This is a genomic window from Anabaena sp. 4-3 (genome assembly GCF_001597745.1).
Lineage (GTDB): Bacteria > Cyanobacteriota > Cyanobacteriia > Cyanobacteriales > Nostocaceae > Trichormus.
Map to the genome: position 1 here is coordinate 1 of NZ_LUHJ01000011.1, position 12,191 is coordinate 12,191.

The 12,191-nt window shown below is 43.5% G+C and carries 9 protein-coding genes; 4 read left to right on the forward strand and 5 right to left on the reverse strand.

The window, feature by feature from the left end; translation table 11 throughout:
- Positions 1–229 precede the first annotated feature (229 nt).
- Complete coding sequence (locus A3775_RS01640) at positions 230–1,048, reverse strand: sulfurtransferase (protein WP_066380394.1); 819 nt, start codon at positions 1,046–1,048, stop codon at positions 230–232.
- A gap of 80 nt (positions 1,049–1,128) precedes the next feature.
- On the opposite strand from A3775_RS01640, the gene A3775_RS01645 reads away from it, so the two are divergent.
- The 3 genes from A3775_RS01645 (at position 1,129) to glmU (ending at position 5,377) form a co-directional block, all read left to right on the forward strand.
- Positions 1,129–2,034, forward strand: coding sequence for a tRNA (5-methylaminomethyl-2-thiouridine)(34)-methyltransferase MnmD (locus A3775_RS01645; protein WP_066380393.1), 906 nt, complete (start codon positions 1,129–1,131; stop codon positions 2,032–2,034).
- Positions 2,035–2,714: 680 nt separating this feature from the next.
- Positions 2,715–3,938, forward strand: a complete 1,224-nt coding sequence (locus tag A3775_RS01650) for a two-component system response regulator (protein WP_066380392.1) — start codon at positions 2,715–2,717, stop codon at positions 3,936–3,938.
- A gap of 86 nt (positions 3,939–4,024) precedes the next feature.
- A complete protein-coding gene (glmU, locus tag A3775_RS01655) occupies positions 4,025–5,377 on the forward strand; it encodes a bifunctional UDP-N-acetylglucosamine diphosphorylase/glucosamine-1-phosphate N-acetyltransferase GlmU (RefSeq protein ID WP_066423591.1) in 1,353 nt (450 codons plus the stop codon).
- Between the two features lie 123 nt (positions 5,378–5,500).
- Here the strand turns inward: glmU and A3775_RS01660 are convergent, their stop codons facing one another.
- From A3775_RS01660 to A3775_RS01665, 3 genes are all read right to left on the reverse strand, one after another.
- A complete protein-coding gene (locus A3775_RS01660; protein ID WP_066380387.1) occupies positions 5,501–6,463 on the reverse strand; it encodes an isoaspartyl peptidase/L-asparaginase in 963 nt (320 codons plus the stop codon).
- Positions 6,464–6,632: 169 nt separating this feature from the next.
- Positions 6,633–6,788, reverse strand: coding sequence for a DUF2256 domain-containing protein (locus A3775_RS23340; RefSeq protein WP_082803655.1), 156 nt, complete (start codon positions 6,786–6,788; stop codon positions 6,633–6,635).
- 212 nt (positions 6,789–7,000) lie between these two features.
- Entirely contained in the window at positions 7,001–9,883 is a 2,883-nt protein-coding gene (locus A3775_RS01665) for a GAF domain-containing protein (RefSeq protein ID WP_231866917.1), read from the reverse strand.
- 195 nt (positions 9,884–10,078) lie between these two features.
- On the opposite strand from A3775_RS01665, the gene A3775_RS01670 reads away from it, so the two are divergent.
- Positions 10,079–11,227 (forward strand): quinone-dependent dihydroorotate dehydrogenase, encoded by a 1,149-nt coding sequence (locus A3775_RS01670; protein ID WP_066423593.1) that lies wholly within the window; start codon positions 10,079–10,081, stop codon positions 11,225–11,227.
- A 44-nt stretch (positions 11,228–11,271) separates the two neighbouring features.
- Here A3775_RS01670 and A3775_RS01675 read toward each other — a convergent pair whose 3' ends face one another.
- Positions 11,272–12,009: a hypothetical protein gene (locus A3775_RS01675; protein ID WP_066423595.1), complete on the reverse strand. Its 738-nt coding sequence runs from the start codon at positions 12,007–12,009 to the stop codon at positions 11,272–11,274.
- Positions 12,010–12,191: the final 182 nt, after the last annotated feature.

A 12,191-nucleotide genomic window follows, 5' to 3' on the forward strand; every position in this document is an offset into this window, starting at 1 on the left:
GATGACTCATGTAATTGAAGATTTTATTGACTCGCTCAAAGTTAGAATTGGTGATTCCTCATCGACCCACAACCAATTCAATCCTGCGGATTGAATTGGTTGTGGGTCAATTCGTCATCACCCAAAAATTCATCCCACACTGCCCTATCGGGTCAGATGTGGGGCTTCTTTTTGATTTAGCTAATGACTAATAACTAATGACTAATGACTAATGACTAATGACTAATGACTAATAACTAATCCAATCACTCCAACTACCAGCATAAAGTTTACCTGTATGAATCCCTGCTAACTCTAGAGAAAGGAGATTGACACAGGCTGTCACACCAGAACCACAATAAACTAAGATTTCCTCGGCTTGTTGGAGATTTTCCCAGCGTTGACAGTGTTGTGTGAGTGTGATTAGATTACCGTTAGCATCTGTAACTTCGCTCCAAGGGTAATTTACAGCCCCAGGAATGTGACCTGCAACTTTATCAATTGACTCTCGTTCACCACGATAGCGATCGCCTTCTCTCGAATCTACCAAAACTACCGTCGGTAAATCCTTAAGATTTTTGACAGCTTCAATATCCACCACCAATTCCGTTTGAATTTGGGGAGTAAAATTAGCTGTTTGAGCTTGAGGAATGATATCTGTAATCGGATAACCTGCTGTTTGCCATTGGCTAAAACCACCATCCAAAACGGCGACTTGTTGATGTCCGAAATAGCGCAACAACCACCACAGACGAGACGCAAACGCCAAGCGTGAGTCATCATAGGCGACAACCAGAGTTTTTTGAAACTCTACTCCAATAGCTGCTAATTTCTGCCCTAATTCCTCCGGGTTGGGTAAAGGATGTCTCCCACCATGTTTACCCACAGGGCTAGAAAGATCCAAATTCAAATCTAAATAGTAAGCCCCAGTGATATGACTGGCTTCATACTGCTTTCGCCCTAGTTGTGGATCGGCTAAAGAAAAGCGACAATCTACAATGACCACATCTGGGTTTTGAAGGTGTTGCAAAAGCCAGGCTGGGGAAACAACAAATTGATGATTATCCATATAAGTTCACAATAATATACAACTAGCAACTGCAAAAAATTAAATTTGATTTTTCTTGATGATTTCTGATTTTTAGCAACATGACAACACCAGAATTTACCACTTTTGCACCACAAATCACAGGCGATGGTTCGTTTACATTCTTCTCCCAAGAGTTTGGAGAAGCTTTTCATAGTCATTTCGGAGCCAAACAGGAAAGTTTTCTCAAATTTGTCAGTCCTACCCAACTCAGAGACGCTGCTCAAAAACCGATTTTACACCTGTTAGATATTTGTTATGGTCTAGGATACAACACAGCCGCCGCTTTGCAGACAATTTGGGCAGTAAATCCCAATTGTTATGTAGAATTAATCGGTGTAGAACTGAATCCATCTGTGCCGCAAGCAGCAATAGAGCATGATGTATTAGATAACTGGAATTATGAACATACGCCTATTTTAAAAACATTGGCTTTTGAGCAACAAGTCCAGACACCAAGACTCAACGCCAAACTATTAATTGGTGATGCTAGAGACTCAATTAAGAGATTACATCAATTAGGTTTCCAGGCTGATGCAATTTTTTTAGATCCATTTTCGCCGCCTCAGTGTCCTCAACTATGGACTGTGGAATTTTTGCAAAAAGTTGCTCTGTGTTTACACCGAGATGGCTTACTAGCAACTTATTCTTGTGCGGCGGCGGTACGTACAGCCCTGTTAACTGCTGGCTTACAAATAGGTTCAACTCCACCAGTGGGGAGGCGCACACCTGGAACTGTGGCAGCCTATCCGAAACATCCAGAGTCAGAAGCGCACCCAGCCCTGCCTTCCCTCTCTCTAGCCGAACAAGAACATTTGCTGACTCGTGCCGCTATTCCCTATCGTGATCCGCAATTAAACGATTCTGCTGATGTCATCTTGCAGCGACGACAACAAGAACAACAAGCTAGCAAGCTTGAGCCTACTTCCCGTTGGCGAAAACGGTGGTCACACAGTAATTATACGTAAGTAGTTATATTGATTATCAGTATTGCTTTGAGTATTTTCTTCTGGGTAACTGATTAAGAGGGAACAGGGAACAGGGAACAGGGAACAGGGAACAGTTAGTAGGGTGCGTCAGTACGAGAAACCCTAGCTATACTAAGAAAATATTCATACTGACGCACCCTACATTTTGGAGATTTTTGGCTTTGGAAGTCCCGAATTTTCCGCCAGTTCACGGTACTGGAATTATTAATTTTGTGTAAATAAACTGATTGTTCAAAGCTTTGTATCTTAAGATGCAATCATTATTGATGATTCGCAACCAACGATGATACACGAAAATTATTATACCAAAATCAGAAATTTTATCGCCTAAAATCATAACTTAGACTCAAATCACCCCACTTTGATCTAGCTTAGTCCAGTATTGTTGTTGCTGGGGAAACTATGCTCAACAATCCCAGTGAAAATCATGATTTAACATTTGTGAATATTGATCATCCTGGCATGAAAAACAGGTAAATTACATAAGGCAATTCCTCTAGGTAGATTCTCGCTGTTCTCAAAACACATAAATATTTGTGGGGATTACTCAAGCTAGCAATCTAAGATGGTGCAAGAAAATGGTCAGATTGACAATTAAATAATCAGATGGTTTGTCCATCGAAGGCTGTTAAATTATTATTCAATATTGGGGTACTTCTGTGATTAAAATTAGTAGTGACTATACAGGCTCTACTGAACAGCAGTTAAGTGGGTCTCATCCCCCAAGTAAGGTTAATAGTGTAGCTGCTAATCATGCCGGAGAATGTCATGATGAACCAGATTATTCCTTGGGTTTATCTCCAGAAGATTTGATCATTGCAGAAAGCCAAAAAGTAAATTCTTGGCTGAATCCTGGTTATGACAGTTTCATTTCCAGAACTATACAAAGCCCAACAAATCAAAACCATAGCTTTGATGCTGAATCAGCGCAAGTATTAGTAGTGGATGATCATACTGCTAGTAGAATGACTGCTGTGGCACTGTTAGCGATGGAAGGCTACACAGTGATTGAGGCGAATAGTGGTTTTTTAGCTGTGGAACTGGTGAAGCAACAACAACCCGATTTAATTTTACTGGATGTGATGATGCCGGGAATGGACGGGTTTGAAGTCTGTCAAATACTGAAACAAGATGAACATACCAGACTCATACCGATAATTTTTATTACAGCTTTAAATGATAGGCGATCGCGCATCCGGGCGATTGAAGTCGGAGCCGATGATTTTCTGATTAAACCGTTTGATCGTGTAGAATTAGTAGCGCGTGTTAAATCTTTAATCCGACAGAAGCGGTTAAATGAAGACTTAGATCATGCAGAACAAGTTTTATTTTCTATAGCTAGGGCGATTGAAAGTCGTGATCCGAATACGGGTGATCATTGTGAACGGCTAGTCAAACTAGGACAAGCTTTTGGTGAGTATCTGCATCTTTCACGTTACCAAATGCGAGATTTAAGATGGGGTAGTTATCTTCACGATATTGGTAAAGTGGGAATTCCCGATGCAGTATTGCTCAAACCAGGCAAACTCACCCCTGAAGATTGGGCGGTAATGAAACAACACGTATTGATTGGGGAAAAAATCTGTAAACCACTACGTAGTATGCGGGGAGTGATTCCGATTGTTCGCCATCATCATGAACGTTGGGATGGTTCTGGCTACCCAGATCAACTCAAGGGAGATGAAATACCTTATCTAGCACAAGTATTTCAGATAATTGATATCTACGATGCCCTGACTAGCGATCGCCCTTACAAACGAGCTTTTAGTTCCGAAGAAGCATTATGTGTAATTCTCAAGGAAACTGAGTCTGGTTGGCGTAATCCTCAGCTTGTCAAGCAGTTTGCCCAGTTTATTCTCACCTTACAGCGTCAGTCAGCTTAGGTTATCGGCAGTCTGTTGTTGGACTATGATGATTAGCTGGTATTATTTGAGCCTACATCTTAAAGTAGCAAGTGCAGTAGCTAATTATGGTAGTTGTAGCAATACTAGCAGCAGGACGTGGCACCAGAATGAAATCCAGCTTACCCAAGGTTTTACATTCTTTGGGTGGGCGATCGCTAGTGGAAAGGGTGCTAGCAAGTGTCGAACCACTATCACCGTCACGGCGAATGGTGATTGTCGGGTATCAGGGTGAAGAAGTTAAAGCCGCTATCGATGCGCCTGAGTTGGAGTTTGTTGAACAAACTCTACAACTGGGAACAGGTCACGCCATCCAACAATTACTGCCCCACCTAGAGGGTTACAATGGGGATTTACTGGTACTGAATGGGGATGTGCCGCTATTACGCACCGCAACCTTAGAAAAGTTATTACAAACTCACCAAGCACATCAAAACGCCGCCACTATCCTCACAGCCTATTTACCTAACCCCAAAGGCTACGGGCGGGTTTTTTGCAACGATGAAAACTTTGTACAGCAAATTGTCGAGGAAAAAGACTGTACTCCAGCCCAAAGACAAAATCAACGAGTGAATGCCGGGATTTATTGCTTTCGTTGGCAGAATTTAGCCGAGGTTCTACCCCATTTACAGGCTAACAACGCCCAGAAAGAATATTATCTCACCGATGCTGTCACCCAGGTAGGTCAAGTAATGGCGGTAGATGTGGCAGATGAACAGGAAATTTTGGGTATAAATGACCGCTTGCAACTAGCCACCGCAACCGAAATTTTACAGAGGCGAGTCAAGGAAAAATGGTTGCTAGCTGGTGTCACTCTAGTAGACCCCAACAGCATTACTATTGATGATACTGTAGAATTACAGCCAGATGTGATTATTGAACCGCAAACTCATCTCCGGGGCAACACTGTGATTCAAACTGGCAGTCGTATCGGCCCTGGTAGTTTGATTGAAAATAGCCAAGTCGGTGAAAATGTTACCGTACATTACTCCGTAGTTACAGATAGCGTCATCCAAGCAGGAGCCAAAATCGGCCCTTATGCTCATTTACGGGGTCATGCTCAAGTTGGTAACAATTGCCGCATCGGTAACTTTGTCGAATTGAAAAACACGCAGATAGGCGATCGCACCAACGTTGCTCATTTGTCTTATTTGGGTGATACAACCGCCGGAAATCAAGTCAATATTGGGGCAGGAACCATCACCGCCAACTATGACGGCGTGAAAAAACACCGCACCATCATCGGCGATCGCTCAAAAACAGGTTCTAATAGCGTGTTAGTAGCTCCCCTCACCTTGGGTAATGATGTCTACGTGGCTGCTGGTTCTACGATCACAGAAGATGTACCTGATGATTGTTTAGTGGTGGCTCGTTCTCGTCAAGTAGTTAAACCCGGTTGGCGGAATAAGAGTCAGCAGTAGGGGAGATGAGGGAGATGAGGTAGATGGGGGAGATGGGGGAGATGGGGGAGAAATTCTTTCCCAGTCCCCAATCCCCAATCCCCAATCCCTTCCAATCCCCAATCCCCAATCCCCAATCCCCAATTAACCCTCTAATGTACAGCCTACCTCAGTCCCTTCTGGCAGTTCTAAAGTGTCGCCAATTTGTACGCCATCATGGAAGGCGGCGAGGATGACTTGGCTGGTTTTACCCCAGGCGATCGCACCATGAGCATCTAAGGCGATCGCTCCAAAATCCCGTTGATTTTCATACGCCTCAGCAAAAGACTTTTTCATAGCATCTTTGAGAGACATGCCATCAGTAACCCGCACCACAATCTTGGCGGCTAAACATTCATCAATAATATCTTCTCCAATCCCCGTACAACTAACCGCCGCATAACCCGTAGCATAATTACCTGCCGGCATAGCAGAATCACTTACCCGACCAATGCGTTCAAAACCTTTACCACCTGTAGAAGTTCCAGCCGCCAGCTTACCGTAGGCATCTAAAGCGACTACACCAATCGTACCGCGCCCGGCATTACTAGGTTCTAATAATTCTGGTTCGGCTACTACCCCAGCCATCGTTCTTTTAAAATTATCTTGACGTTCCTGTATCCATTCTTGCAACCGCAACTCAGTGAGAGCATTGTAACTAGGTACTTGTAATTCCCTGGCTAATTCTGCCGCACCATAATCTGAGAGTACCCGGTCGGGTGAAGTTTGTAAAAATTCTGCCAAATCAATCGGATTTTTAACCCGTGAGATATTAATCACACCACTAAAACGCTGTGATCCTCCATCCATCAAAGAAGCACTCATCCGGATTTGGCCATCAGATTGCAGCACTGAACCAGTACCAGCATTAAAACGGGGATTATCTTCCAACAGTTGACAACCCCGTGCTACGGCTGTTGTAGCGTTCACTCCAGACAATAACAGAGCATAAACTTCTTCTACCACAGCATACAGCGATTGGCGTACTGCCTCTAATCCGCCTTTACCGTGGAGAGAACTACCAGCTCCCCCATGAATAATTAATTTTGGTTGTACCTGTGAATCCATCTATGCCCCTGTGATGTTTAAGTTTAAGTTGCGGTTGTTGTAGGAATTGGGAATGAGGACTGGGAGCAAGAGGAATTAGGGCAGGGTGCAGAGAGAAAAAGGCAAAGTCTTCTCCTCCCTGCGCCCTGCACCCTGCGCCCCTGCTCCCTTGCTTCAATTCCCAGTTCCCCTATGTTGTTGCATCAGAACGCCGACGACGGCAACGTTCTGAGCAATATTTCACCTCATCCCAGCAATCTTGCCATTTCTTCCGCCAAGTGAAGGGACGTTGACATACCGGACAGATTTTTGTAGGTAAGTCAGATTTAGAACGATAGCGTCCCATATCATTAACTGTGCAAAGTTGAATTAGATTTCTAAGAGAGATGGCAGACAATTATAACCAGATTCTTACTCAAGGAAGATACTTTTGAACAGAAAACTTGCACGCATCCCCCCATCAACTGAATTTGGGATAATTGACTCAAAAAGATACTAACACAGGGATTGAAGACTGGGGATTGGCGACAAATCAATTCAAAATGCCAAATTGTCTCATCAAACAGCTAGGGGCAACAGTAAGCGACTAACTACTCGATGATCTGGTAACTGGTAGAAATCTAATTCGCCGGCGAGTTGTTGAATTATCTGTTGGCAGATGAGTAAATGTAGATGTGGTAGTTGCTCACATGGATCAACAGCTAAAACATCTTTGCGTGTTTTTTGCTGTAACTTGGTGAATACCTGGGATTCAATCGTGCCGTTATCTGTGATTGACAACTCTAAGAACTGCTCATCTAAGCGACGACACCAAATATCAATTCTGCTGCCATCAGGAGAACGCTGACAGGCAGCAAGCAATAATTCGTACAGGACTAATTCAAATTTCACAATGTCGCCTACAATCGTCATCGACGAGAGATAGGCGGAGGGATTCAGGGCTGGGAATAAGGCAACACTATTGTGTGATTCCCGTTCTTCCGTTGATTGTCCTAAACCGTGAATTCCTAACCAGAGTTTTTTGTGTTCGAGTAAAGGCTCTATGCGTTCGAGCGATCGCTTGAGTAAACTGGCTATAGCCATCGTTTCACTATTTTTGTGTAGTTGCCATTGTTCCTGTTTGAGTAGCCCCGTCATTGCCGTAGCAGTTTGATCTAACTGTCGCCACAATAATTGGTAGCGTGTCTGAGTTAGTTCATTTGTAGGTATTCCCAAATCTTGAACTTGATTGAGTAATTGTCTGGTGGTTCTGTGAATTTCTTCTAGACGACGATGTTTGTACCAATTGAGTTGTTGTAATTGTTCAGTTGTAGACTCTAAAAACGTGCCGATTTGCTGTTGACGACGCAACCAAGCTAATTGCTCAATTAAAATTTCTAAGGCATTCAAGGTTTTTTGTGGCCAGTAGCTTTCTGCATAGTCTGCTAACACAATCACAGATGTAGGTTGATGGATGGCAGCAGTACGTAAAGCTATGACTATCACCTTACCGATTAACGTACAATTTAACCATTTTTTGGTTTCTGGTGGTAAATCATTTACCGTCAAATTTAAGTAACCATCTGTGGCTAATGCCCACTGAATCAAGGCTTCATGCTCTACAGCTATTTTTGTATTGATGTCTATTCTCAAACGACTGTCAGTAATTACACCGGGAATGATTTCTGCATGAGACTGCCCAGATGCCCAAGACAACATGAATGCTAACGGACAACCGAGAATAGATGCAATTTGTGTGAGGGCTGTAGTTTCTAGATCATGTTTTTCTGTTTGATATGTTTCGCTTTGGGCTTCTTCCAAAATACACAGGCATTGTTGGATACCATGCAAAATCTGTTGCTGCTGTTCACTATTCACCACTAATCGCCATTGCCGTAAAATTACGCCAATTTGTTGGCTGACAATCCATAGCAATTCTTTTTCTAGAGTTGTCCAAGTGCGATGATGGGAGTGGGTAATTAGTAAAATGGCCTCTGGTTGATGACCTTGAGCGCAGTTGCACACTAACAGCGATCGCACCCCATTGTCTAACAAGGTTGGCCGCCAGTTAAAAAACCTTAAGTCTTCGTCTAAGTTCTCAACTTCTACTGTGGTTTTTGCCGATTTCAACATTTGCCTGTCGGTTTCTGTCAAAATACTTAAACCAAAGGCCAAAGGTCGGCGATTATGGGGTTGGGTTTGATAAACAACTTGATAGTTATTCCGGTCTGAATCGTACTGTAAAACTAAAAAGCGGCTAGCTGCTAATCGCGGTAATACCTTGGCGGCACACAGCCGTAATGACTCTTTCAAGTCTTGGTTACTGTAGATAGTTTGAGCAACTTGGCTGGTGAGTTGGGAGTCTTCTTGAATTTGTTGAATGGTAGTTTCCATTTTTTCTGTAGGAGCTACCAGGGAGATTAATCCCGCCGCACCTTGAACAAAATTTTTATCGGCTTCTGTCCAGATGCGTGGTTCGTTACCTTCCACTGCCAGAAACCCTAATAAATCTTTTTGCCAAAAGATGGGAGCCGCTAAGAGCGATCGCACCCGCCAACGTTGCAGTAACTTAGCAGTAAAATGGCTAGTTAAGGAACTGCGCGCGTCACCAATCCAAACAATTTGATTGACTGACAAAGCATAATAAAAGTCACTCAACTCTTGTACTGTCATCCCTGCGGCTGGGTGTTCACGCTGAGAGTCTCGCGCGATTGTGACTAGCTGACTGCTCATGCGACACCAAAAATAGCGTCCTTGCCTTTCAAACCAGTAAATATTGGTACGACTGGGTGCCACAAATTCATGGGTGGCTTCTACTACTGCTTTGAGTCTTTCCTCTAAATTATTCTGGTTGCGTACATTGTCTAATAATTTCAATAACGGCTCATCAGGACGTTTGCTTTGCTGTTGCTGCAACAGGATTTCATGTTGATACAGGACTGCTCCCAATTCCCCCAACACTATCAACAACCTAGCTTTGGCATCCTCTGGCAGTAGATAACCCCAATTTGTGGAAGCAATTAATACTAACCCTAAACAACGGTCTTTGTAGCGGATCGGAAAAACATTTGTTCCCTGAATATTCTGTTGTTTACCAAATTCTTGCCATTCTCCCATTCTGGGTTCTTGGCGGATATCCGCCACTTCCACCGGACACTGTTCAATCACTGCTTGCTCTAATAAGTCGCCCGAATTCAGCACCAACCGTTTTCTGAAAAAGCTGTCTTCATTACCTAGGGTGACACCGCCCTTGCCTAACAAGGTGTGTTTACGGCGATCATAAAAGGCAATCCAAATCAGACTGTTATGAAACTGCTGCTGAAGATAAGAAATAGTCTTTTCAATCAGAACTTCAACATCTTCTTCTTCCCTGAGACTTTGCAAAACCCGCCCCAGGTTAAGAATATGTTGTTCGGCGGCTGTAGGTGGTTGTGGCTGCCCCATCTGATTATTAGTCAACATAACTTGTAATATATATTAAGATGCCCAGAAAGTTACCCCGAATAATACTTTTACCAGTCCTTCTTGAGATTTCTGGGTGAACTACCTACATCGACCTTGGACTCGCGCAATTCATCTCACGCTCCCCTTTCCTACGGAACGCTACCGCGAACGGGTGAGACGTGAGCCTTCTTGCTTTTAAAGGTAAAATTAGCAATGGATATTTATCAAGTTGCGGTTCGTCCGGTTTTATTCAATTTAGTTAAGGCAGATCCAGAGTGGTCGCATCACCAAGCTATTGGTCTTTTAAGTTGGCTATCACATCAAAATCACACTGGTAATCACTGGCTGCCGAACCTGTTACACAAGTCGCTGTGTCTCAATAATCACCGGCTAGAACAAAACTTATTTGGGTTACAATTTCCCAATCCTGTAGGTTTAGCAGCTGGGTTTGATAAAGATGGTGTAGCCTCTGGTATTTGGTCAAGCATGGGTTTTGGTTTTGCGGAATTGGGAACTGTGACATTTGTAGCACAACCAGGTAATCCCCGTCCTCGTTTATTTCGCTTACCGTTAGATCAGGCTGTCCTCAACCGCATGGGGTTTAATAATCGTGGTGCGGCGGTGATGGCTCAAAGGTTATCTCAGGAAAAACAAGAGTTAACTTCTATCCCCATAGGTATCAATTTGGGTAAGTCGAAGGTGACACCCCTAGAAGCCGCCGCCGAAGATTATCTCCAAAGTTTTCGCTTGCTCAAAGATTTGGGCGACTACTTTGTGGTGAATGTGTCGTCACCTAATACTCCAGGCTTGCGATCGCTCCAAGATGCTACTATGCTCAGTTCTATCTTGGATGTACTCCAAACTGAAAATCATGCACAAAAACCATTATTTGTGAAGATAGCACCGGATTTAGAATGGGAAGCGATCGCCGATATTATTAGTTTGGCTAAAACCTACCAGTTAGCAGGAATTATCGCCACGAACACCACTATTAGCCGTCAGGGACTCAAAACTCAGATAATTGACAAAACTGGCAATTCACCTGAGCAAGAAGCCGGGGGAATTAGTGGCGCGCCTGTGCGCGATCGCTCCACGGAAGTGATCAGATTTATTTGGCAGCAAACCCAAGGGCAAATTCCCATCATTGGCGTAGGCGGTATATTTTCCCCGGATGATGCTTGGGCAAAAATTACTGCTGGTGCTAGCCTGATTCAAGTTTATACAGGTTGGATTTACGAAGGCCCAATGATGGTACGCCGCATTCTTGAGGGTTTGCTGTCTAAATTAGAACAAAATCACCTCAGTTCTATCTCGGAAGCTGTAGGTTTAGAGTTTAAAAGTCAAAAGCACATTGAAAAATAGGGAAATTGGGGAGTAGAAAGCTATATTCCCTACTCCTCATCCTATTAAGCTTCGTTTTCCTCCAGGGGGAAGAACTCCTTAGTTTTTTCCTCAAAAGTCCAAGCAATACCATCAGGATCGCGGCTGCGACTCCATTCAGGAAAGTCGGGATCATTGCGCCGTTTATATACAGTGCTGGAGTAAACATTCAGCCGTTTAGCTAGTTCTGATTGAATCAGAGAGCCAAACACTAACTGTTTTGCTAAATCTGGTTTGGCTGCTTGATTAACTGCTGGTGCTGGTAATTCCTCTTCTGGTTCGGCGGCAATTGGTTCTGGAGTTGGCGGTGGTGGTGCTAATAGCGATCGCGCCTCCTGCGTCAAGGGTGGCATCGCTACAGGTTTGACAGGCTCGCTACTGTCAAGAATATTACCCAGAACATTACCAGTAATGAAGTAATAAACTTCACCGCCTTCTTCAGTCGGTAGTATGCTGGCACCAAATTCCGAGGCTTTACTATCTAGATAGCGTTTTGCTTTTGCGCCGGGAAAATTCCCCCGCATCGCCAAATCTACCGGTGTAATCTTGCCCTGATTTTCTCGCAGCAACTGACTAAAAGTTGGGTTAACTCGCTGACACCACTGTTGCCATTGATATTGTTGCCAAACATTTAAACCAATCAGCAACACAAGCAGCGACAGCAAAAATTTCCAGGCAGTCACCAGGAAAATAATCACAAACGATATTGGCAAAAGGAGAACGAGAAAGCCTTTCCCGTTACCTTCGATTGTTTTTTCACTCATGCCGATTTTTGCCAAGCGAATTTTTTTTGGGAAATACTATATTATATTGGCAAAAAGTGGTACAGGTTTTTGTATATTTTGGCAAAGTCAAGTTAAAAATCGGCAAAAGCATCCTTAACTTATATCTTGCACCTGGAAACAAAGATGTCAAATCCATAACTACGTGCAAGAGGAATCATCTG

What these genes read in the sequence shown, in the direction of transcription:
- A3775_RS01640 (WP_066380394.1), bottom strand. Translation starts at nt 1,048, where the DNA reads ATGGATAATCATCAATTTGTTGTTTCCCCAGCCTGGCTTTTGCAACAC.
- A3775_RS01645 (WP_066380393.1), top strand. Translation starts at nt 1,129, where the DNA reads ATGACAACACCAGAATTTACCACTTTTGCACCACAAATCACAGGCGAT.
- glmU (WP_066423591.1), top strand. Translation starts at nt 4,025, where the DNA reads ATGGTAGTTGTAGCAATACTAGCAGCAGGACGTGGCACCAGAATGAAA.
- A3775_RS01660 (WP_066380387.1), bottom strand. Translation starts at nt 6,463, where the DNA reads ATGGATTCACAGGTACAACCAAAATTAATTATTCATGGGGGAGCTGGT.
- A3775_RS23340 (WP_082803655.1), bottom strand. Translation starts at nt 6,788, where the DNA reads ATGGGACGCTATCGTTCTAAATCTGACTTACCTACAAAAATCTGTCCG.
- A3775_RS01665 (WP_231866917.1), bottom strand. Translation starts at nt 9,883, where the DNA reads ATGTTGACTAATAATCAGATGGGGCAGCCACAACCACCTACAGCCGCC.
- A3775_RS01670 (WP_066423593.1), top strand. Translation starts at nt 10,079, where the DNA reads ATGGATATTTATCAAGTTGCGGTTCGTCCGGTTTTATTCAATTTAGTT.
- A3775_RS01675 (WP_066423595.1), bottom strand. Translation starts at nt 12,009, where the DNA reads ATGAGTGAAAAAACAATCGAAGGTAACGGGAAAGGCTTTCTCGTTCTC.